General features: G+C 60.2%; 23 protein-coding genes and 2 pseudogenes. 18 read left to right on the top strand and 7 right to left on the bottom strand.

Annotation, left to right across the window (positions count from 1 at the left end; genetic code table 11):
* The first annotated feature begins 7 nt into the window (after positions 1-7).
* The 5 genes from GCT13_RS15040 (at position 8) to GCT13_RS15020 (ending at position 5704) form a co-directional block, all read left to right on the top strand.
* The gene (locus tag GCT13_RS15040; RefSeq protein WP_152759349.1) at positions 8-718 is read left to right on the top strand and encodes an SDR family NAD(P)-dependent oxidoreductase; all 711 of its coding nucleotides are present in this window, start codon (positions 8-10) and stop codon (positions 716-718) included.
* A 78-nt stretch (positions 719-796) separates the two neighbouring features.
* Positions 797-2020 (top strand): YbfB/YjiJ family MFS transporter, encoded by a 1224-nt coding sequence (locus GCT13_RS15035; RefSeq protein ID WP_152759346.1) that lies wholly within the window; start codon positions 797-799, stop codon positions 2018-2020.
* A 12-nt stretch (positions 2021-2032) separates the two neighbouring features.
* Positions 2033-3289 carry an MFS transporter gene (locus tag GCT13_RS15030; protein WP_152759343.1) on the top strand — a complete coding sequence of 419 codons (1257 nt, stop codon included), beginning with the start codon at positions 2033-2035 and terminating at the stop codon, positions 3287-3289.
* 102 nt (positions 3290-3391) lie between these two features.
* Entirely contained in the window at positions 3392-3706 is a 315-nt protein-coding gene (locus tag GCT13_RS15025; protein ID WP_152759340.1) for an antibiotic biosynthesis monooxygenase family protein, read from the top strand.
* 12 nt (positions 3707-3718) lie between these two features.
* Positions 3719-5704, top strand: a complete 1986-nt coding sequence (locus GCT13_RS15020) for an alpha-galactosidase (RefSeq protein WP_152759337.1) — start codon at positions 3719-3721, stop codon at positions 5702-5704.
* On the opposite strand, the gene GCT13_RS15015 is transcribed toward GCT13_RS15020, so the two are convergent.
* The 4 genes from GCT13_RS15015 to GCT13_RS51185 form a co-directional block, all read right to left on the bottom strand.
* Positions 5670-7502 carry a glycoside hydrolase family 35 protein gene (locus GCT13_RS15015; protein ID WP_152759334.1) on the bottom strand — a complete coding sequence of 611 codons (1833 nt, stop codon included), beginning with the start codon at positions 7500-7502 and terminating at the stop codon, positions 5670-5672. The genes GCT13_RS15020 and GCT13_RS15015 overlap by 35 nt on opposite strands.
* The gene (locus tag GCT13_RS15010; protein WP_193727674.1) at positions 7499-8494 is read right to left on the bottom strand and encodes a ferritin-like domain-containing protein; all 996 of its coding nucleotides are present in this window, start codon (positions 8492-8494) and stop codon (positions 7499-7501) included. Before GCT13_RS15010 ends, GCT13_RS15015 begins: the two co-directional genes overlap by 4 nt.
* A gap of 258 nt (positions 8495-8752) precedes the next feature.
* Positions 8753-9595, bottom strand: a complete 843-nt coding sequence (locus GCT13_RS15005; protein WP_152759332.1) for a LysR family transcriptional regulator — start codon at positions 9593-9595, stop codon at positions 8753-8755.
* Between the two features lie 187 nt (positions 9596-9782).
* Entirely contained in the window at positions 9783-10763 is a 981-nt protein-coding gene (locus tag GCT13_RS51185) for a TnsD family Tn7-like transposition protein (protein ID WP_152759330.1), read from the bottom strand.
* A 41-nt stretch (positions 10764-10804) separates the two neighbouring features.
* Here GCT13_RS51185 and GCT13_RS14995 point away from each other — a divergent pair, with 41 nt between their 5' ends.
* Together GCT13_RS14995 and GCT13_RS14990 are read left to right on the top strand one after the other, a co-directional pair.
* Positions 10805-11098: an H-NS family nucleoid-associated regulatory protein gene (locus GCT13_RS14995; RefSeq protein ID WP_152759327.1), complete on the top strand. Its 294-nt coding sequence runs from the start codon at positions 10805-10807 to the stop codon at positions 11096-11098.
* Positions 11099-11275: 177 nt separating this feature from the next.
* On the top strand, positions 11276-11674 hold the full coding sequence (locus tag GCT13_RS14990) for a hypothetical protein (protein WP_152759324.1): 399 nt from the start codon (positions 11276-11278) through the stop codon (positions 11672-11674).
* A 168-nt stretch (positions 11675-11842) separates the two neighbouring features.
* On the opposite strand, the gene GCT13_RS14985 is transcribed toward GCT13_RS14990, so the two are convergent.
* Complete coding sequence (locus GCT13_RS14985) at positions 11843-12547, bottom strand: uracil-DNA glycosylase family protein (RefSeq protein ID WP_152759322.1); 705 nt, start codon at positions 12545-12547, stop codon at positions 11843-11845.
* Between the two features lie 230 nt (positions 12548-12777).
* Complete coding sequence (locus GCT13_RS14980; protein ID WP_152759319.1) at positions 12778-13740, bottom strand: SOS response-associated peptidase family protein; 963 nt, start codon at positions 13738-13740, stop codon at positions 12778-12780.
* A gap of 130 nt (positions 13741-13870) precedes the next feature.
* Here GCT13_RS14980 and imuA point away from each other — a divergent pair, with 130 nt between their 5' ends.
* The 11 genes and pseudogenes from imuA to GCT13_RS14925 form a co-directional block, all read left to right on the top strand.
* Positions 13871-14797 carry a translesion DNA synthesis-associated protein ImuA gene (gene imuA, locus GCT13_RS14975; RefSeq protein ID WP_227746850.1) on the top strand — a complete coding sequence of 309 codons (927 nt, stop codon included), beginning with the start codon at positions 13871-13873 and terminating at the stop codon, positions 14795-14797.
* 44 nt (positions 14798-14841) lie between these two features.
* Positions 14842-15081: a hypothetical protein gene (locus GCT13_RS14970; RefSeq protein WP_152759316.1), complete on the top strand. Its 240-nt coding sequence runs from the start codon at positions 14842-14844 to the stop codon at positions 15079-15081.
* A complete protein-coding gene (locus tag GCT13_RS49225; RefSeq protein WP_152759313.1) occupies positions 15071-15289 on the top strand; it encodes a hypothetical protein in 219 nt (72 codons plus the stop codon). The genes GCT13_RS14970 and GCT13_RS49225 overlap by 11 nt, the downstream gene beginning before the upstream one ends.
* A gap of 227 nt (positions 15290-15516) precedes the next feature.
* Positions 15517-15783 carry a hypothetical protein gene (locus GCT13_RS14960; protein WP_087736000.1) on the top strand — a complete coding sequence of 89 codons (267 nt, stop codon included), beginning with the start codon at positions 15517-15519 and terminating at the stop codon, positions 15781-15783.
* Positions 15784-16121: 338 nt separating this feature from the next.
* Positions 16122-16559: a hypothetical protein gene (locus GCT13_RS14955; protein ID WP_152759311.1), complete on the top strand. Its 438-nt coding sequence runs from the start codon at positions 16122-16124 to the stop codon at positions 16557-16559.
* Between the two features lie 16 nt (positions 16560-16575).
* Complete coding sequence (locus GCT13_RS14950; RefSeq protein ID WP_152759309.1) at positions 16576-17034, top strand: hypothetical protein; 459 nt, start codon at positions 16576-16578, stop codon at positions 17032-17034.
* Positions 17035-17042: 8 nt separating this feature from the next.
* Positions 17043-17546 (top strand): hypothetical protein, encoded by a 504-nt coding sequence (locus GCT13_RS14945; protein WP_152759307.1) that lies wholly within the window; start codon positions 17043-17045, stop codon positions 17544-17546.
* An 83-nt stretch (positions 17547-17629) separates the two neighbouring features.
* A complete protein-coding gene (locus GCT13_RS14940; RefSeq protein ID WP_227746849.1) occupies positions 17630-18361 on the top strand; it encodes an ATP-binding cassette domain-containing protein in 732 nt (243 codons plus the stop codon).
* A gap of 19 nt (positions 18362-18380) precedes the next feature.
* A complete protein-coding gene (locus GCT13_RS14935; RefSeq protein ID WP_321574380.1) occupies positions 18381-18953 on the top strand; it encodes a glycoside hydrolase family 88 protein in 573 nt (190 codons plus the stop codon).
* A 42-nt stretch (positions 18954-18995) separates the two neighbouring features.
* Entirely contained in the window at positions 18996-19391 is a 396-nt protein-coding gene (locus tag GCT13_RS14930; protein ID WP_152759303.1) for a hypothetical protein, read from the top strand.
* Between the two features lie 116 nt (positions 19392-19507).
* Positions 19508-19769, top strand: a pseudogene (locus GCT13_RS14925) (PfkB family carbohydrate kinase); the annotation flags it as partial.
* 34 nt (positions 19770-19803) lie between these two features.
* Here GCT13_RS14925 and GCT13_RS14920 read toward each other — a convergent pair.
* Positions 19804-20048 (bottom strand): annotated as a pseudogene (locus tag GCT13_RS14920) (IS256 family transposase); the annotation flags it as partial.

Here is a 20048-nt window from a genome sequence, read left to right as displayed (position 1 = left end):
GCAGGCCATGGGTGCCGAACAGAAAGTGGTGATCGTCACGGGCGCGTCGCAAGGCATCGGCGCTGCACTGGTGGACGCATTTCGCGACCGCAACTATCGCGTCGTCGCGACCTCGCGCACGATCCGCGCGAGCGACGATCCGGATATCGCCACGGTGCAAGGCAATATCGCAGACCCTGAGACCGCGCAAAACGTGATCGCCATCGCGCTCGAACGCTTCGGCCGTATCGATACGCTGGTCAACAACGCGGGCATCTTCATCGCGAAGCCTTTCGAAGAGTACACGCCCGAAGACTACGAAGCCGTCATGTCGATCAACGTGCACGGCTTCTTCCACATCACGCAGCGCGCGCTCGCCGAGATGAGCAGGAAGCGCAGCGGTCATGTCGTCAACATCACGGCGAGCCTCGTCGATCGCCCGGTCGCCGCGCGGCCCGCTGCAATGGCCGCGCTGACGAAAGGCGGCCTGAATGCCGTGACGCGCTCTCTGTCGATCGAATACGCGTCGCGCGGCATTCGCGTGAACGCCGTCGCGCCCGGCATCATCAAGACGCCGATGCATCCGCGCGAGAAGCATGACGCACTCGCGCGACTGCTTCCGCTAGGGCATCTCGGCGAAGCGGCCGATATCGCCGAAGCCGTGCTGTATCTGGAATCGGCGGCATTCGTGACGGGCGAGATCCTGCACGTGGATGGCGGCAGCAACGTCGGAGCGTGATTCGATCCTTTTCATCGCACTTGCCATCACACCATTTCGTACTTGTGCTGAGAAGCACTGGGAAGCACGGAGAAAACAATGCAGCCCGCAGTTCTGAACGCATCGACACAGCCCGCCTTCAGCGTATGGCGCGGCACCGTGTCGGGAGCGAGCGCGAGCCTCGTCGGCATCGGCCTCGCGCGCTTTGCCTACACGCCGCTGTTGCCCGCGATCATCGACGCACACTGGTTCGCCGCATCGACGGCCGCGTATCTCGGTGCCGCGAATCTGGGCGGCTATCTGGCGGGCGCGTTGCTCGGCGGCTACCTCGCGAAGCGCGCGAACACCACTCACGTGCTGCGCGCGATGATGCTGCTCGCAACGGTTGCATTCGTCGCGTGCGCATTCCCGCTGTCGTTCCTGTGGTTCTTCGTGTGGCGCTTCGCGTCGGGGCTTTCGGGCGGCGCGCTGATGGTGCTGGCCGCGCCGACCGTCCTTGCACATGTGCCGCCTGCGCGCCGTGGGCTCGTGAGCGGCGCGATCTTCGCGGGTATCGGCCTCGGCATCGCCGCGTCGGGCACGATCGTGCCGCTGCTGCTGCGCGAGGGCGTCAAAGAGACGTGGTTCGGACTCGGCGTGATCGCGCTGCTGTTGACGGTCTCCGCATGGAATGGGTGGCCGAAGCAGGGCGCACCCGCTCAACATCCGCAGACGCATCACGCAACGCACGCGAAGCACTCGGGCTTCACGCTGCGCGCGCTGTATGCCGAGTACGCGCTGAACGCAGTCGGTCTCGTTCCGCACATGCTGTTTCTGGCCGACTTCGTATCGCGCGGACTCGGCAAAGGTCTCGATACGGGCGCGCAATACTGGGTGCTGTTCGGTCTCGGCGCAATCGCGGGTCCGTTGCTGAGCGGCCATCTCGCGGACCGCACGGGCTTTGGTCCCGCGCTGCGCGTGGGCTTCGTGATCCAGTTCGTCGCGGTGGTGTTGCCGTTGATCAGCACAGGGCCCACTGCGCTGATCGCATCGAGCGTATTGATGGGCGCCGCCGTGCCGGGCATCGTGCCGCTCGCACTCGGCCGCGTCAACGAGTTGCTCGCACACCATCCGTCCATGCAAAACGGCGCATGGAGCTCGGCGACAACAGGCTTCGCGATATTGCAGGCGGGCGCTGCATACGGACTGTCGTTTCTCTTCACGCAAAGCGGCGGCAATTACCTGATGCTCTTCGCGATCGGCGCCGCATCGATCGCACTCGCGCTGAGCATCGATCTGTTGACCGCACTGCGCGGCCGAACGCGGCAACAAACACGTGATTGAAGGATACCCGGCATGAGCGAGCCCACGACACTTGAGATGCGCGAAACACCCGATACGTCCGCGCTCAGCTACGCACAACGCAACGAGAAGTACTGGAAACGCAATCTGTTCGTCTGCGTGTTCGGTTCGTTCACGACGCTCGTCAGTCTCAGCATGCTGTTGCCGTTTCTGCCGCTCTACGTGAAGCAGCTCGGCGTCGAATCGCAGGCGGATGTCATCCAGTGGTCGGGCGTGGCATTCGGCGCGACCTTTCTCGGCACGGCCGTGACGGCGCCTGTCTGGGGCAGGCTCGCCGACCGCTATGGGCGCAAGCCGATGCTGATTCGCGCAGCCGTCGGCATGGCCGTCGTGATGTCGCTGATCGGCATCGCGCACAATGTCTACGAACTGATCGGGCTGCGCCTGATCGCGGGGCTCGTCGGCGGCTATGCGTCGGCGTCGACCGTGATGGTCGGCACGCAGGCGCCGCGCGAGCGCGCCGGATGGGCGCTGGGCCTGCTGTCGACGGGCGCGCTCGCGGGCAATCTGATCGGGCCGCTGATCGGCGGCCTGCTGCCCGGCGTGATTGGCATTCGCGGCACGTTCTTCGCGGGCGGCGCGGTGATCGCCGTGGCCGCGCTGCTCACGATCTTCGTGGTCAGAGAAGACTTCCAGCCCGCCACCGATGCAAAGCGCGGCGCGAGCGTCGCCGCCTCGGGCCATGCGTCCCGCACGCGTTACGCGGCGATCGGCGCGCTGCTCGTGACGGCGATGATGGTCCTGCTCGCCAACATGTCGATCGAGCCGGTGATCACCGTGTATGTCGTCAGCCTCGGCGTCGAGCCAGATCAACTGGCCCGCATTGCAGGCGTCGTGATGGCATGCTCCGCGTTCGGCAGTATGTTGACGGCGGCGCGTCTCGGCGCGCTCGCGGATCGCATCGGCGCATGGAACGTGATTGTCGGTTGTCTCGTGGCGACGGGCCTGCTGATGATTCCGCAAGCGTTCGTCCATCAATGGTGGCAACTGGCCGCACTGCGCGCGTTGATGGGCATGTCGCTTGCGGGGCTGTTGCCTGCCATCGCGAAGCTCGCGAGGCACGCCGTCGACGAGAGCAAGACGGGTCAAATGCTCGGCTATCTGCAGTCCGCGCAATTCAGCGGACAGGTGCTCGGCCCTGTGATCGGCGGTCAGATTGCCGTTCATCTCGGACTGCATTCGGTGTTCTTCGCCACCGGCTCGCTGCTCGTCGCGTGTGCCGCGTTCGCTCAGTGGGCGCGCGGACGATAACGCGCGTGCTGGGTTGTGCCTATACTTCGTCCGTAGACTTTCGATGTTCTTTGTGGAAATCAACCGATTCGCCGAACATCGCAATTACTCGGGAGCGAAGTCATGTTCATTGCCATGAACCGGTTCAAGGTGGCGCTGGGTTCGGAAAAGACGTTCGAGGAAGTGTGGACGACGCGCGACACGCACCTCAAGGACGTCCCCGGCTTCATCGAGTTTCATCTTCTGAAAGGCCCACAACGCGACGATCACATGCTGTATTCGAGCCATACGATCTGGGCGAATCGCGCGGCCTTCGAGGCATGGACGCAGTCCGAGGCCTTCCGCGCCGCGCATCGGAACGCCGGGAATGAAGCACGCGCGCTTTATCTGGGGCATCCGGAATTCGAGGGATTCGAGGTCATCCAGACCGTGAAGTGATCGGCGGTTCACATGCTTGCGAATCGCTCCGCACTCGATGATCCGGGCGCACCCGTCTTTCAGTCGAATGGCAGCGAATGCGTGTTCGGCAATTCGGTCATCGCATTGCATTGGACGATTGCAGGTCGATCTCTCGGCAAATTCCGTATCGTCGATTGCGCGCATGCCCAAACGCTTTCGCTCGATGCGCCGTTTTCGATCGCACTGGCTGACGGACGCACGCTGGGCATCGACGAATTGCAGATGATCGAGCCATTGCGCGAAGAAACGGTGATGGCCAATGCCGAAGCATCGCGAAAAGCGGAGCGCATCGCCGGCCGACGCGTGATCGCCATACTTTGCGACAGGCAGCGGCGTCTGCGGGTCGAATGGGGTATCGAGCAGCGCGAAAACTTGCCTTATTTGCGGCAGCTTCTGTCGATTACCGCACTCGCGCAGGCCGAGTGCATTGTCTCCGTTTCACTACTGCAGACGCACGCGCCTTTCGCGCAAAAGCTCGGTGAACTCGAAGCGGTGCCCATCGTCGAGGGCAATGTCTATCTGGGCTTCGAGCTTCCAATGGCGGAAAGCGAAGTGCGCGACGGCATTGCCGGATTCACGGTCGCGCGCGAGTTGCCGCTCGACAAAGGCAAGACGCTCGCTTATTCAGCCGTAGCAGGCGTGTTTCGCGAAGGTCAATTGCGCCGCGATTTCGCCGCCTATGTCGAGCAGGAGCGAGCGCACCCTTATCGTCCGTTTCTTCACTACAACTCGTGGTACGACATCGGCTTTCTCACCGCCTATACGCGGGACCAGGCGATAGAACGCATTCACGCCGTGGGCCGTGAGCTGCATGAAAAGCGCGGCGTACAACTCGACTCATACCTGTTCGACGACGGATGGGATGACTACAGTGGCGCCTGGCGATTCAATTGCGCGTTCCCCGATGGTTTCGAGCCATTGAAGCATGCCGCCGCGCGCCATGGCGCCGCGCCGGGCGTGTGGCTGTCGCCGTGGGGCGGCTATGGTCCGCCTCGACAGGAACGTGTGACGCGCGGCCGTGCCGCCGGATACGAGACCATCGGCGACGGATTCGCGCTCTCCGGTCCCAGGTACTATCAACGCTTTCACGAAGCCGCAATGGACCTGCTGACGCGAGACGGCGTCAATTATTTCAAGCTCGACGGCACGGGCAACGCGAACGTCGTCGTGCCCGGCAGCCGCTTCAACAGCGATTGGGATGCCGCGATAGAACTCATCGAGGATATGCGCCGCGCGAAGCGTGATGTCTTCGTCAATCTGTCGACGGGAACGCTGCCGTCGCCATTCTGGCTGCGCTACGTCGATTCGATCTGGCGTGATGGCGCCGATTACGGCTTCTCCGGCACAGGCAGCGATCGTGAACAATGGATCACCTATCGCGACGCCCAGACTTATCGCAATGTCGTATGCAAGAGTCCGCTCTTTCCGCTCAATTCGCTGATGCTTCACGGCATCATTTACGCGCAGGAAAACACGCGGCTCAACGCCGATCCTGCGCATGGGTTCGCGAGCGAAGTGCGTTCGTACTTCGGCAGTGGCGCGCAGTTGCAAGAGCTTTATGTCACGCCGTCGCTGCTAAAGAAACGCGATTGGGATGTTCTTGCGGAGGCCTCAAGATGGGCGCGCGCCAATGCAGATGTACTTCGCGACTCCCATTGGATCGGCGGCGCGCCGGATCAACTCGATATTTACGGTTGGGCCGCGTGGACGCCTTCGAAAGCGATCATTACGCTGCGCAATCCGAGTGATCGCGCGCAAAGCTTTTTGCTCGACCTGAGAGCGCATCTCGAACTGCCGGAAGGCATGACGGGAGGATTCAATGCACGCTTTCCGTTTCTCGACCCCGCCGCGGATTTTCCACTTCCATGGGACGTCGGCCGTCCTCAGGCGATTCGACTCGATCCATTCCAGGTACTGACGCTTGAGTTATCACCGGCAACACCTACGTCAGCGCAGACACCAGATCGATCGGCTTAGCTTCCGTCTGGTGCAGATCGAAGAGGGTAATCGTGTTCTCGCCGGGCTTGAGCCACGGAGCGGGACAGTAGAGCCGCGTCTGCGGGCCGATATTCCAGTATCGTCCGAGATTGTGTCCATTCACCCAGACCACACCTTTCGTCCATTGGCTCATGTCCAGATACACATCGCCCACCGTATCCAGCGACAGCACCGCGCGGAAGAATTGCCCCGCTCTGTTCGGGTCGGAGCATATCGGGCGAAGATCTTCGATAAACGCGGCGTTCATCGGAAGAGGAAAGATTTCCCAACCCGTCAAAACCTCGGTCGCTCCCGACTCGTCGCGCAGCGCAACAGGATCGATAAGCCCTTTGCGGTCGATCATCGCATGCCCGTAGTTCACGCGACCCATGCCTTCGACGAGTATGTCCAGTACCGCTGTCTCATTCGATCCAGACGACGAAAGCGCAAGCGGCCCGTGATGCACGATATTCAGCGATTGTGCGCGATTTCGCGGCACGCTCGCACGTGATGCGCCGCCCACATATTCGCCGCCGATGAAAACACTCGCATAGTCGTGAACACTACCGATATCCAGAACGCCGCCCCGATAATGTTCAAGCCGCTTCCGGTAGACGACGAAGCCGGACACCTGACCGTACATTTCGAATGGCTGCGGATTGACGGTCTGCCCGGCGGGCAGAGAGGACGGAAGATTGTCCCAGATCGACGCGAACCGCTGCGGACTCAAAGAGCGAATGTCCGTAGCGAGCGTGGCGACGGGATCAGGCACGTCAGGCAGTGGCGTCGCCAGATACCCGGAAATGATCTCGCGATACTTCATGTACTTCGCAGTCGCCACACCTTGCTCGCTGATCGGCGCCGAATAGTCGTAGCTCGTAATGTCCGGCTGATATTCGCCCGTATCGGCATCCACATTCGCACCGGCATAGAAGCCAAAGCTCGTGCCACCGTGAATCACATACACGTTGAACGACAAGTTCTTTCGCATCAGCTCGTCGAGCGTCGCTGAGAGATCGACGGCCGTGCCTTGCAGCGCGTTGTCGCCCCAATGTGTGAGCCAACCCGGATAGACCTCGCCCGCCATGACGGGCACCGCGGGAAATGCTTTGCGCGCCGCTTCGATTTGCGTTGCATTGCCATTGCTCAACGCGATCGCCCCATCGACGACATAAGTGCGGTTCTGTTCGACTTGCGCGAATCCGTCTTCCGTATAGAACGGGCCTTCAATTCCGCCGCGAAGCCAAAGCTGCCTGATTTCTTCGAGGTAAACGGCATTGCCCGCGTACGATCCAAATTCGTTTTCGACCTGGATCATCAGAATCGGGCCGCCGTGTATTGCCATTAGCGGCTTGACGCGTGGTACAAGTTCACCGATGTAACGTGCGACGGCCGACATATAGCGCGAATCACTCGCCGAATCGGTCCGCAACCGGATATCCGGGTAACGCAGCAAGTAAGACGGAATCCCGCCGAGATCCCATTCGGCGCAAGCATACGGACCGGGCCTGAACAGCACCCACATGCCTTCGATCTGGCAGAGGCGAATGAACGCCTCGATATTGCGATTGCCGGTGTGAAAGTCGAATGCGCCCTCGCTCGGCTCGTGGTAATTCCACATGATGTACAGAGCAATGGTATTCATCCCCATCGCCTTGGCCATCCGAATGCGATGCCGCCAGTATTCGACGGGGATGCGCGCCGGATGCATTTCCCCGCTGCGGATCTGAAACGGCTTGCCGTCGAGCAAAAAGCCGTCACCGTTCTTCGCAAAGGAAAAGACATGGGCGGTATTCATTTCGCTTTCTTCTCGCGCATGAAGCGCAATACGAAGCGCGCGAGCGTTGGCATCGTGTCCGGACGCAGCAGGCGCTCGTCGTAACCCGAGAACCGCCGGTCGTTCTCTTCGAGGCACAACATCATCAATTCGCGCACGCCGATATCCGCGCCGGATACGGCGTGTGCGCCATTCACCGTGAAATTGTTGTCCTGCTTTTGTTCGTTTCCTTCCGCGTCGATCGTGCGCGCGAGGCCGATGCGTTCCCAGCCGAGAAACGCCCATACGGCCATGACCTTCAGCTCGAATCGGATGCGCTGCCACCACGACAGCATCGCGCGATGCCAGGCCACCCAATTCGCGAATAGAAGAATATGACGACACTCTTCCTGCATCACCGGCTCGAACGTGTCGATCAGTTCAGGTGGAAAGAGTCCGGAGCGATGCGCGACCTTGAACAGTCCGAATGCGAAAAAGCTGTCGATGCATTCGCTATAGCCCGTGACGAGATAAGCCCATTCGGCGTCTTTCGGGAATACATAGGGCGCCTCGCGCGCAAGCGGAATGCCATACGCGGCAACCATCCGCGACAAGACTTCCTTGTGACGGTTTTCTTCCCACGCGTTCAGCGCGAGCGCGCTGCGCATCTCGGGTTCGCCGATGGTCGCGGCGTAGGCTGCCATGCGCAGTCTCGCCTTGCCTTCCGTCTGCACGGCGATGTCCCAGATCGGCAGCGAGACGATCCGATCGAGCGCATCCGGTTTGAGCTTCGGCCAGTCCAGTACCGATGGCCGATAAGGATTGAACGTCTCGCGAAACATCCGGCACGTTTCGCGCAAGTGGATTTCGGAACCGGGCTTGAACGGGCCCGCGACGTGGCTCGTCCAGTGTCGCGTGTTGATTTCGGCGGCATCGACCATTTGCCGGTCGGGTGTGCACTGCGCCAGTGCCGGCGCAGTAAAGTCCGGAATCATCTGTTCGACGTCGAATGTATCAAGCGTCTGCTCGCTCATGGGGAGCTCCACCAGAAAACACTTGCGTTGTCGATTCCGACGAGATCCGCGTTTCGTGCATCGGAATGAACGCGTGTCATCTGCACGTCACGATGCATGTCGACGGATCAGCCGGCCATCAGTTTATGCCAGCGTCAAGACAAGCGCTTTTAAGCAGCCATCGGCGGCTTGCCGGCGATCGCAGCTAACATGCCATAGCGGCGGCAGTTTTTCTCGTACGGCCGTTCGCGATCGAATCCTGCGCAACGCTGTGGGCTGTCAGATGGAACTCGCGATGTGCTCGCGCAGCCATTGATGCGCCGGGTCGCGATGACAACGCTCGTGCCAAAGCATCGCCATTTCATAGCCCGGGACGGCAACGGGCGGCTCGACGACTCGCAACGCGCCCGTATCGCGCACGAGCCGCGCGGGCAACATCGCGACGAGATCGGTGCTCGCGAGCACAGACATCATGAACAGAAAGTGCGGCACGGAGAGCACGACCCGCCGCGTGAGGCCCGCTTGCGCGAGAGCATCGTCAGTGACCCCACGAAACCCGCCGCCATCCGGCGACACGATCACGTGCTCCAGCTTGCAAAACTGCGCAAGCGTCGGACGCCGGTTCAGACGTGGATGCCCCGCGCGGCCAGCCAGAACATAGCGCTCGGCGAATAGCACGCGGCGATGCAGACCCGATGGCGATTCGTCGCTGGTATGAAAAGCCAGATCGATCTCGCCCTGTTCCGCCTGTCTGACGATGCGCGTCGGCACCATTTCGACCACGGAGAGCCGCGTTCGCGGCGCCGTCGCGCGCAACGCACTCAACGCGGGCAGAACAACCGTCGATTCACTGTAGTCGGTCGCCGCGACTTTCCACGTATGAATCGCCGTGGCGGGATCGAACGCCTTCGGTGACGACATCACGCGCTCCAATGCGTCGAGCGCCTCTCGCAACGGTTCGCGCAGCTCGTCGGCTCGCGCGGTCGGCCGCATGCCGCGCGGCCCTGGCAACAGCAGCGGATCGCCGAAGATGTCCCGCAGCTTCGCGAGATGCACGCTCACCGATGGTTGAGAGAAGTTCAGGCGTTCCGCCGCGCGCGTCACGTTGTGTTCCGACAGCAACGCTGTACCGAATAAATAGAGTTTTCCTCGTCAAGCCACTTTAACTCAGTGATTTCAAACAAGACACGGCGCTTCATTCCGAAGAAAGTTTTCCCTAATTCGACGTGGCAATCTATGCTAGGCGCCAGCTCTGTTCAAATAAACTTTTCCACCACCAACTATACGTGTATCTCGTATCCTTCCTCAGTCAAGGCGAGATTTTCGCGCCACCGGTATTACCCAACGTGCAAGTCCCGGTGGCCGCCACTGGAAACTGCAAAATTCTCTTGACGGAATCTTTAGACATGTTCAATCTGTGCGCCACTTCCTTGAGAGATATGCCGGCTTCGCGCAGTTCCCTCGCTCGCTGCGCGACATACGGTCCATATTCGATAATACGGTCGACAAGAGGCTCCCCATTCTTGTCGACACTATCGAGATACGCTAAAAATATATAGCCGCAAGAACACATAAATCTGCCGCTCACTCTTCGGTTCCCGTCACAACGCCTAGCCATTCGCATCGTTTCCACAACTGATTGGCCATAGTGTGGCGCACATGAGTTTTGGCAAGTCCAAGGCGGCGGCCGAAGACTCGGTGCTTTCCGACGCGACTCGGCGACCGTCAAGAAATTGTCTAGTAGCAAATTCGTCGCAACACCGCTCGACGAGGATGCCGAAGGGCTCAACAACCTCTGTACCCAATTCTCATCGTTCGCGACCTTAAGATGAAAGCCGACAGAGTCTAGGAAATCCTGACCGTAGAAATCAAGAATATCCTTCTCCAATCCGTACCTATCCACAAGGTACCGGTAACGGTATCCAATTGCAAAGGCTCGTTTAGCATAACCCGACCTTACCCGCCAGCGGCAATCTTCTAGACGTCTATCCAGCAACTTCTGACATTCAGACGCAAAGAACACGTGCCGCTCAAAGGTCGGTTTCGATAGGTTTTCGACGCACGGACGAAGCAGACCACGACTATTTGGTACGGAAATCGCGTCCCGCGTACCTCGTCGATACGGATGATGAGTTTCAAACAATACGCAACGATGTACTACACAACACACTACGCCGGGCAGTTGATGCAGCCTACGAAAATATGTCTCTCCATACTTTTCCATATCATCACGAACACACTCCGGACACTGCTTTATAAAGCGTGGTATGTTTGGAATCCAACGGCCCATACCAAATCCAAAATAGGGCAGCTGGCTACCTTCGCCGTAGAATGGCCGAAGTCGGCATCGAGATTGATGATGTTGCCAAGGCAATAGCTGAAGACCAACTGCGTCAAGAATCGGCACGGTATCGCAGCGCTACTGGTGATACCTGGAGCGGCGACGGGGAAATGCCACAATGGTTGTGCCAAGCACTCAGCGCTGGACAGTCGCTGGAGCATTTCGCGGCCGACCGGGCAGTGCAGCCCTCGGGTGTCTCTTCATCGCAGGTTGACTGGCGACAAGACCCATTTGCAGGGAGTCGATTGGCGACCGTCGGCCACGCACCGCGCGAGCTCCGCTAGCTTTCCGGATTCTTCACCGCCGAAGTTGACGGGTTCGAGATGTCGATTCAGAAAAGTAGCCCTTTGCCAGAGGGGCGTCCGCCATGCGCGCTCTGTTTCCTTTATCCCAGCGGTGAAGTAATCTCATAAGTGCGCGCTGCGTCGCATCGCGGCGTCGCGAGGAAACTGGAGCATGTCATGAAGCCCTTCCTGGCAACAGCGCGCGCCGGTAGCGCCCTTGCATGGCTCGCGCTGTCCGGCTGCTATTACATCGGCCCCGGTTACTACCCGTATGGATACTATCCGGCCGCTCCTACTGCTGTGACCCATCACGAAGTCCCTGCTCAAGGTTACGGCTACCCCAACGGCGCGGACGCGCAGAACATCCCGCCCCAAGCGCCGGGCGAACCCGCATATCTATACCCGGCACCCGTGTATGTCGCGCCCGCCTACTACCCTGCTTACTATCCCCCATATCCGTGGTACGGTTGGCCCGGATGGTGGGGGCCATCGGTGTCGTTCAGCTTCGGCTATTGGGGCGGTGGACATGGTCACTGGGGCGGTCATGGCGGGCACGGAGGCGGGCATAGTCATTGAGCCGCTCCGAGGGGTTCGACAATCGCGCTGCGTAACAGTCCCAAACAAGCTATGAGTCCGGTCTGCGAAAAGGCGAAGGCGTCCCTTGGTGAAGAAGGCTTCGGCCCGGCCACGACCAAGGCGTTCGCTGTCACACGGGCGAGGCATGCAGCGGTGTCCGCGTTCAGGCTATAAAGCGGTGGCCAGGCACTCACGAATCCGCATTGCAAACACAGGAAAGTCCACATCTGGCTGGAAGGTCTTGCCACCCGGAACACCGAGCCCACTGAAGTGCGGATAGGCAAAAAGCCGCATGCCCTTCACTACATAGTCTTGTTGCGCTGGAGCTTCAAATGGGTCGAGACGCAGTCCGTAGGCCGTCCCGGCAAACCGCACCGCCTTCGAGCCGTGAAGCAGAATTACCTTTGGCCGACAGAACTTGATGAGCGCCTTTAGCTGTCCTTCATCGCGACGTCGTTCCGCTCGGGTAATCTGACGAGGCGAAGTGGCAGGGACCCAACAGGAGTTGGTCACGAGGCAATGCTCTTTACCAATGAACGAGGCCAGATGCTGCACGCGCGCCGTGGTTTTGCTTGTGCGGCCACTATGCTTGGCGGCGTAGCGCTCACGAAAGGCCTCGATATCTTCTGTAAGCGCCGTCCAGTACGCGTCGAATCCGTCGAACTCATCTCTCAACGGCGTCGCCGGATTGTCTCCAATGATGAAAACGGATGCAGTCTTCCAGTCGCGGTTCGCACTGAACGGTCGCAGATACGGACCGACGGGCGTCCGGCAATGAGACTTCAGTTCTCGCTCGAACGGTAATGTGGCAGCGCGATGTTGTTGAACGATACTCTCATCAACGCTCGCCGCTTTGCATGACTCGAAGCTCATTTTTCAGAATTGTTTGGCTGGACGGGTGCATGATAGCTCAGCTTAGCCAACGGACACTGCCGGCCACCGGGTGGCGGACGGCACGCCTAGAGGCCCATAGACCAGTGTCCGTCACATGCGAATCGACTTCTCCTGATGAGGTGTCTTCAATAGTTTGATTGCAAAGCGCCGTTGTCGGTCCAGCGCCGATATGCACTCTTGCGAATACCCTCTTGCCCAGTTTTCCGACTCTATGCCGCCAGCCTGTGCTCGTAGTATGGCCGTTCCTTATCATCAAGTATCGCGTACAAGGCATCAAGATTCTTCGGGTCGGAGTTGAGCCAAGCGTCGACGTTTTCCTCTTTGATAGGCACGATGCACCGGTCGTGGCCAGCAGCTGCAACCTCCTCAGGCGGCTCGTCTGTTATCGCGGCAAATGAAAGCAAGTCTGGCTCTCCCGGCGCCGACCACTTTGACCACAAACACGCCACAAGCATTTGCCGCCCATCGTTCGGGCGAAATTCGAGGACGACGTTCTCATCCTTCTCGCCTTGAGCAAGCGTCCGCGCTTCCTTCTTCGACCTCGCTACATTTTCGTAGAATGCGTCGACAAGCATCAGTCCGTGGGAGTAGCCAAAAAGGCTCTTCCAAAACCCTTCCAGGCTATCCCGCCGAGCGTTGTACGTGCCAGGATATTTGAAGTCGTAGTTTGCGGGCTTGCCGGCAATACGGCACTGGTACCGCATGGGTTTCACAACTCGCTGCCCATCTTCGACGACGAGCACCGGCGCGTAGTAGCCGGGAAAGATTCGCGAGTCTTGCGGTTCGCTCTCGGTGCGCTTGATGTCATCGAGCCGGCGCAACGTCGCGTCGATTTTGTCCGTCGCAATGCGCTTGCTTTCTGTCGCAGCTTTCGTTGTCTTTGTTTGCAGCGTCCTCTCTGCCGCCACCAGGCGCGCACGCTGCTTGAACAGTTCTTCCTCGAGTGTTTTCGCCTGGCTCGCGTTGTACTGGTCGATGAGTCGCCTGATTTCGCGTTCCTCTTCGGACTGGGGCGCGGCGAACGAATCATCCATCGCCTTGGGAATCTTCGCCTTCAATCGCCCTTCGGCACGTTCCCAATAAAGTCGCGCGAACTCGCGAATGTCCATATGCGCACCGAACATACGCACATATCGTTTGTAGTCGGCCTTGATTTGCGCGGAATAACACATGGATGCTCCCGGTATCTCGTGCTGGCCCGACTGGCCACTGTTGCAAGTCTACGGTGACGCGTGCAGCGGCTCAACCGACCTCTGTCCTTGACTGACATTGGTGAGCGCTTTACGCGCCGGCCGTCTCCGGTTGGAAAGCAATATAGGCGTCGGCTGCAGCGGTACCGAAATCGGCTCGCTGGCGACCGGTTCAAGTCACTTGACTACCTCGACAATCATGCCGTCGGCCGACGGACGAAGCGCCAAGCTCAGGATTGGCTTCATGGCTTGTGCACATTCGGGCCTCCTTTCGCTCCATATACCCGTCCCGAACCAGGCTATACTGTACATTCATACAGTATTTTCCAGCACCATGAATGCTCAGGCCCCATTGCCGGAGTCCGTCCATCCGTCGCTCTGGCGGGCGTCGCAGCTCGCGCGCGGTCGACTGTTCACAGTCGAAACGGCGTATCCGGCTTTGTCGCATGAACTGCCGGGAGGCGGCTGGCCCGTCGGCGCGCTCGTCGAAATCCTGGCGCAGCACCCTGGCTCAGCAGAGATGCGACTGGTTGCACCGGCGCTCGGGGCTCTGGACCGGCCGATTGCGCTGGTTGAGCCTCCTTGCGACCCATCAATCCAAGGTCTCGCCTATGCGGGCTTTGCTCCAGGCCAGTTGATGCTGGTACGCGCGAAGAGCACGAGCGACCAGCTCTGGTCGACCGAGCAGATTCTAAAAGCAGGCACTTGCGGTGCCGTCTTGCTGTGGCAAACGCATGCGCGTGCAGATGCGCTCAGGCGGCTGCTGTTGGCCGCCCGTTCGAGCACGTCGTTGTTTTTTGTTTTTCGACCCGTGCATGCACGCACGGACGCGTCGCCTGCTGAGTTGAGAATTGCCGTGCGCTCAGCAGAAGAAGGTGTGTTCGTCGAAATCGTAAAACGCAAAGGACCGAGGTTCGAAGGCGAACTGACTGTTACGGTGCGGCCCGGGTCAATGTTGACGAGCCCGCACGGCCGGGCGCGAAGCGCAATCAGGCCAATTGACATCGACGCTCGAGCGACAGGCGATGCATTCGCCTAAACACGACAAGTTGATGGGCCCGTTTCACCCAGGGAGGTTTCATCATGGCAGTGGACGAGTGGGTCCGGGAAGCGGAAAGAGAGTCGAAGCTTGTTGATGCACTTTACCGAGCGCGATACGCGATTGCGGTACACAACGGCATGACCGTACGGTCTGACGGTGAAGAATGGGCACTCGATTTTGCTCAGGAACTCAAGTTGATTGATACTGCGTTGACGATGGCCGGAATTGACACCAGGCGGCTCAAGCAGTGGGCACCGGGCGAGAGAATTGATGCGAACTGAAAGATACCGTGAATACACGCTTTGGGGACATGCGATTTTGCAACAAGAGGACATCCTGCGACCGGAGCAGTTCGTAGGAAGCGGCACAATAACGCGGGACACTAAAGTGATAGCGGTGTCGGGCGTACTCGGTGCCTTCGGTACCGATGATGAAGCGGCTCTGGCCGGTCTTGCGTGGTGTCGCGCATGGGTCGATAACCACGGTTAGGGCGCACACGGACCCCAATTCTAAACGGACGCGAACTGTCGCTGAAGCGACGATGACGGCTTCGATGCTCGGTATCAGCTAGGCGCGCCCCTCCGGAGTCGTACAGGCCCGCCTACGCGGGTAGCCGGGCATTTTCATGTGTCTCCAGTCACGAGGTCGCCGGCGCGCGGCCGAAGCGGCACGCCTATACTTGAATCACAATAATTCCAGGAAACAAGGAGAATCTCATGTTTCCAACCCTGAAACGTCACGCTCCGACACCGGAGGGCAAGTTCCGCGTCATCGAAGAGCACTTCATGTTTCCAAAGTGCCGATTCGCGTCCGACGACCCCAAAGCCGTCGCGACCTGGTTGCGCGAGAACGGCGGCTACGGTCAGCCCATCAAGCACGATGCCGGACTGCATGTAGCGACAGCGGACAATCAATACATCCGCAGCGGACCGACGCTCGACCGCTGGATTGACGACGCGCTCGCCGCTCCCGCGAACCAGTAACAGACGCCTCCCCCTCACCCGACTCCAGCGAGTCGGTTTTTTTTCGTTGTAGGTCATTGGCAACCCCGAGCGCACAAGAAACGGTCGGTACTCGATGAACGTGGAGTGCAAGTAAGTAACGCTAATTATTGTCGGCAATGACGTTCAGCGTCTGACGAACGCAGCCGCTTCCTCTGCTGGTAAACGCGTTCCGGTATCCATCACCGCCCGTCGTTCTAGAAACGAGCCGAGCCGTAGTACCTCCGGCACGATCGGCGTGGCAACAGGGCCGTCAGGTTTCCTCGGCAAGTCGCAGCCGCAGTAGACTGGAACTTCCATACCCGTCAGGGAGCTTGAGCATGACCTCGCAAACCTGCAATCGCGTCGACCTCGCGCGCGAGCAGCTGGAGATGGCGCTCGACGCGTTCCTGGAACGCCATCGCTTCGCATCGGCCATCACCCTGGCCAGCGCGGCCGAACGTGTACTGGGCCAGGCATTAAGGCAATCCGGCAAGCCGGCGGTCCTGGATTGGAAATTCGAGGCGACCGACCTGGTGCATACGGAACTGCATGGCAAGTCGCTGGACAAGGGCGCCTTCACGGATGCCGAGAACCGGGTTAGCAGCGCACTATGCTACTTTGACAAAACCAGTGCGCCGGACTTCGAGGCCGACCTCGAGGAGGCTGCGTGCTGGATGCTGGTTCGGGCCTGCGAGAATGCGCATCGGCTCGGGTTGACCGTGCAGGGCTTCGACGCATTCAATGACTGGTTCTACGAACACATCGTTGCCGTTTGACCGAGAGGGGCAGCCGATGGCCGACCGGTTGACAGTCCAGGAGTTCTTCGCAGCACTGCGCGAGCAGCAAATCAATCCACGCGTTGACACGCCAGCGGTGCGTGCGAGCGTCGACGCGCGGGTGCGCGCGCTCTGTGCACGCTATCCAATCCAGGAGCGCTGGCCGGTGCTCGACCTCGAGAGTGCTTACCAGCAGACGCTCAACGAACTGCCCAACGTCCTGGACCTGGTCCGCGACGGCTACACCGGAACCGTCAACCTGCGCGGATACGACGACACCTACACGATGGACGAATGGTTCGGTGATTTCGCGGAGCAGTGGGCGCTATGTGACGCACCTCATATACGGGCGGCTATGCTGGAGTTGCTTCCGCGGGCGTCGACCTGGCCGTCGCCCAGGTTGTGGGAGGCCTACAAGAACGCCACCCGCGCGCCTCGCGGTTCATGGCTGCGCCGGCTGATAGGCGGCCAGTGAGACAGTTCGTGAAAGCGGTGGTCGTGAGCGCCATGAACCGGAAATTGCGCGCGACCGGTGCCGCGTTCGTCCTGTCCGCGCTCTGCGCAGCCTGCGCGAACCCGCCCAAAAATCCACCCAGGAACCCACCCCAGGGCGCCCGGATTTACGCGCGGGAATATTTCGGCACGGCGCTGGACCATGGCGTCACCGACAGGGTCGAGTTCTTCGGCGTGGGCTTCACGGCCAACAGTCCTGTAGTGCTCCGCGTTGCCGGCCTGCCGGGCTCCACGCTGGACATCATCTTCACCGTGCCCGGCACGCCGCCGGCGGACCAGTACGGTTTCCTCGATTTCTACTACTCGCCACCGTGTCTCTACCGCCGCGGCGACCGGACGGTCGAACGGCCAATCCGCACGCTCGCGACCGATGTGGCCGGCTGGACCGTGCATTCCGACGCGCTCACGGCTCAAAGTTTCGCGTGTGATTCGCCGCCGCCGGGCGCCGCGCAAAACGTCGCGCCAGCGAAGTGAGGGTGCTTCACGCCTCGGTGAGGTCACTTGAGTTTGGTAAGCACCGTCAGCCGCCACCCGCAATAGCTCTCTGCAACCGGAGAATGCCGCTTAGCTCGAACTCGTCCAAGGGACTCACCCGGCAGGGCGTACTCGAGGACATCTCTTTTGATGTACGCGCCGGTGAAATCGTGGGTCTCTGCGGGCTGGCCGGGTCCGGACGCACGGAAGTCCTGCGCGCCATCGCTGCTGCCGACCCGATTGACGGCGGTCAAATCGAACTTTTCGGCAAGACCGTCTCGATTCGCTCCCCTCGTCATGCCAAGTCGCTGGGCGTCGGCCTCCTGTCTGAGGACCGCAAGGTCGACGGCCTCTTCCTCGACCAGAGCGTCTCCTTCAACGTCACCATCGGGAAACTCTCGACCGTGGGTGGACCGCGAGCCATCAAGAAGCGCAAAGAGAACGAGCTTGTGGGCGGCTATGTACGCAGGCTCAGCATCAAGACGCCTTCGATGAACGCAGATGTGCGACACCTCTCCGGCGGCAACCAGCAGAAATGCGCCATTGCCCGGCAACTCAACGCAGGCACGAAGATTTTCCTGATTGACGAACCGACGCGAGGCGTCGATGTCGGTGCGCGTCACGACATATACGAAGTGCTCATAGACGTGCTGCAGTCGGAAGACCGCGCAATCCTCATGGTCTCCTCCGAGCTGCCCGAGATTCTCGGGATGTGCGACCGCATTCTCGTGATGAGAGAAGGAAAGCTCATGGCCGAGCTTTCGCGGGACGGCGCGACCGAAGAAATCATCATGAAACACGCAACGCGACACTAAGGAGGCCGACTTTCCGCACATCACCAAGGGCGGCAAATGGGTCTACACCGAAGACGGCGTGTGGACGGGCGGCTTCTGGACCGGACTCCAGTGGCTCGCGTACAGCGAAACGAAGGATGAGAAGTTTCTTCGTGAAGCAGAGCGTCTGACGCAGCGTCTGTTGCCGCGCGCGAACGACGAGGTCAATCACGACCTCGGTTTCATGTTCTATCCGAGCGCCGTCTACGGATGGCGGCTCACGGGCAAGGACGAGTATCGGGCCGCCGCTGTTCGTGCAGCCGAGAGTCTCGCCAAACAGTTCAATGCCGACGCCGGCTTCATCCCTGGATGGGGGTTTTTCGGCGGAGAGAACTGGGCCGGTTCCGTGCTCATTGATACGTTGATGAACCTGCCGCTGCTCGTGTGGGCCACGCAAAATGGCGGCAGCAGCGAACTGCTCGACGTGGTGTTCAGGCACACGGAGACGGCTCTGCGCAATCACGTCCGCAAAGACGCGTCGGTCTATCACGTCTTTGTCTTCGACGAAAAGACGGGCGCTCCGGTGCGGGGCGACACCTATCAGGGCCAGGCCCCCGAAAGCGCGTGGTCGTGAGGTCAAGGCTGGGCCGTTACGGGTCTCGCCATGCTCGCGGACATGACTGGTCGAGCCGAATACGTCGATGCAGCGGAACGCGTTGCAGCCTTCATCGAATCGAAGCTGAAAGACAGCTTCATCCCGAAATGGGACTATGCCGCAGCGGGCGACCAAGAGCCGCTCGATTCGTCCGCTGGCGCGATTACGGCATATGGCCTCGTCCGACTCGCCCGTGTGACGAAGAATGTCCGCTATCTCCAACTGGCGCATTCCATTCTCGACACGCTGTCGGCCCAATGCCTTGCGTCGCCCGACGCCGACTCGATTCTCGCGCACGCCACGGCGGACCTGCCGCACGGCCTTGGCATCGACGAGTCGACCGCCTATGGAGATTTCTATTTCCTGAAAGCACTTCTGGCGCTTCGCGACGCGATGTCGAACGGCGCTGCCAGCTAAGCGACCCGGTTCCTTTTCTGTAAGCCGCGATAACGGGCCGTCGTCGGTTCAGCTCTGCCAACGACGGGGACCGCTGTTGCCATTACGAACACTATCTGCAAATGCAAGAGACCGAAATGCCCTCTCAGCTCGATGTGGTGACCTTCGGCGAAGCCATGGCCCTCTTTGCTGCATCCGAAAGTGGTCCGCTGGCGAGCGTGAACCGGTTCGTCAAGCGCGCCGCTGGCGCGGAACTTAAACGTCGCAATCGGTCTGTCCCGCCTGGGCCATAAGGTCGGTTGGGTCAGCCGGGTGGGCAAAGACTCGTTCGGTCAATTTGTGCTGGACACGCTGGCGGCAGAAGGCATCGACGCCACGTGCGTGGCGATGTCCCGAAGACAGTTGAAGGTTGGGACGGCGGGTGCGGCATAGGTTAGGCAACCTTCCGATCGTGGTCAATCGATTTTGAGGTCGATCGTTTCAAGGCGGCAGCGAGAATCCAGAGCTCGTTCACGCCGAGGATTTTCCGGAAGTGCTTCTCAGCTTCCAGGAAGCCTGCGGCCGTCCAGCGCAAGGCCATATCGGCGTCACGATAGCGCTTCACGCGCCCCGCGACACGGCGCACCGCGCCGTTCGGATTCTCGATGATGTTGGTCGTCGACAGGCCACGCATGAGCG

The sequence above is a fragment of the Paraburkholderia franconis genome (assembly GCF_009362735.1).
In the GTDB taxonomy this organism is placed as follows: Bacteria; Pseudomonadota; Gammaproteobacteria; order Burkholderiales; family Burkholderiaceae; genus Paraburkholderia; species Paraburkholderia franconis.
Note: the sequence above shows the minus strand (reverse complement) of the source record. Positions and strands in the feature narration are given on the sequence as shown.

Bases quoted from the DNA above. Each gene is read 5' to 3' on its own strand.
- GCT13_RS15040 (WP_152759349.1), top strand. From the start codon at position 8: ATGGGTGCCGAACAGAAAGTGGTGATCGTCACGGGCGCGTCGCAAGGC.
- GCT13_RS15035 (WP_152759346.1), top strand. From the start codon at position 797: ATGCAGCCCGCAGTTCTGAACGCATCGACACAGCCCGCCTTCAGCGTA.
- GCT13_RS15030 (WP_152759343.1), top strand. From the start codon at position 2,033: ATGAGCGAGCCCACGACACTTGAGATGCGCGAAACACCCGATACGTCC.
- GCT13_RS15025 (WP_152759340.1), top strand. From the start codon at position 3,392: ATGTTCATTGCCATGAACCGGTTCAAGGTGGCGCTGGGTTCGGAAAAG.
- GCT13_RS15020 (WP_152759337.1), top strand. From the start codon at position 3,719: ATGCTTGCGAATCGCTCCGCACTCGATGATCCGGGCGCACCCGTCTTT.
- GCT13_RS15015 (WP_152759334.1), bottom strand. From the start codon at position 7,502: ATGAATACCGCCCATGTCTTTTCCTTTGCGAAGAACGGTGACGGCTTT.
- GCT13_RS15010 (WP_193727674.1), bottom strand. From the start codon at position 8,494: ATGAGCGAGCAGACGCTTGATACATTCGACGTCGAACAGATGATTCCG.
- GCT13_RS51185 (WP_152759330.1), bottom strand. From the start codon at position 10,763: ATGGGCCGTTGGATTCCAAACATACCACGCTTTATAAAGCAGTGTCCG.
- GCT13_RS14995 (WP_152759327.1), top strand. From the start codon at position 10,805: ATGGCCGAAGTCGGCATCGAGATTGATGATGTTGCCAAGGCAATAGCT.
- GCT13_RS14990 (WP_152759324.1), top strand. From the start codon at position 11,276: ATGAAGCCCTTCCTGGCAACAGCGCGCGCCGGTAGCGCCCTTGCATGG.
- GCT13_RS14985 (WP_152759322.1), bottom strand. From the start codon at position 12,547: ATGAGCTTCGAGTCATGCAAAGCGGCGAGCGTTGATGAGAGTATCGTT.
- GCT13_RS14980 (WP_152759319.1), bottom strand. From the start codon at position 13,740: ATGTGTTATTCCGCGCAAATCAAGGCCGACTACAAACGATATGTGCGT.
- GCT13_RS14970 (WP_152759316.1), top strand. From the start codon at position 14,842: ATGGCAGTGGACGAGTGGGTCCGGGAAGCGGAAAGAGAGTCGAAGCTT.
- GCT13_RS49225 (WP_152759313.1), top strand. From the start codon at position 15,071: ATGCGAACTGAAAGATACCGTGAATACACGCTTTGGGGACATGCGATT.
- GCT13_RS14960 (WP_087736000.1), top strand. From the start codon at position 15,517: ATGTTTCCAACCCTGAAACGTCACGCTCCGACACCGGAGGGCAAGTTC.
- GCT13_RS14955 (WP_152759311.1), top strand. From the start codon at position 16,122: ATGACCTCGCAAACCTGCAATCGCGTCGACCTCGCGCGCGAGCAGCTG.
- GCT13_RS14950 (WP_152759309.1), top strand. From the start codon at position 16,576: ATGGCCGACCGGTTGACAGTCCAGGAGTTCTTCGCAGCACTGCGCGAG.
- GCT13_RS14940 (WP_227746849.1), top strand. From the start codon at position 17,630: ATGCCGCTTAGCTCGAACTCGTCCAAGGGACTCACCCGGCAGGGCGTA.
- GCT13_RS14930 (WP_152759303.1), top strand. From the start codon at position 18,996: ATGACTGGTCGAGCCGAATACGTCGATGCAGCGGAACGCGTTGCAGCC.